Below are 277 nucleotides of genomic sequence, written 5' to 3' on the forward strand. Positions count from 1 at the left end.
AAAGCACGGCGGCCTGGTAGCCGACCTGAGTGGTGAAAAGCAAGAGCGGATCTACTGCCCACTACTGTAGGAGCGAGCTTGCTCGCGATGGTCGTTAACGATGACACGGGCTTCCTGGATGAATGCGGTGCCTGTGAGCCCATCGCAGGCAAGCCAGCCCCCACAGAAAAGCGGATTGGCACTGGCTTTCCTCTGTTCTTGATCTGCCTGCCCATAAAACCAGAGGCCGAACGCAGGTATTGCGCAGTGGGTAAACCGGCAAGGATGCCGGTTTAGC

The 277-nt window shown here is 57.8% G+C and carries 1 pseudogene; it reads right to left on the reverse strand.

The annotated features are described in order from the left end of the window. Nucleotides 1–51 precede the first annotated feature (51 nt). Nucleotides 52–277: pseudogene (locus AAEZ06_RS27195) on the reverse strand (hypothetical protein); the annotation flags it as partial.

The sequence above is a fragment of the Pseudomonas sp. HY7a-MNA-CIBAN-0227 genome (genome assembly GCF_040310325.1).
Lineage (GTDB): Bacteria > Pseudomonadota > Gammaproteobacteria > Pseudomonadales > Pseudomonadaceae > Aquipseudomonas.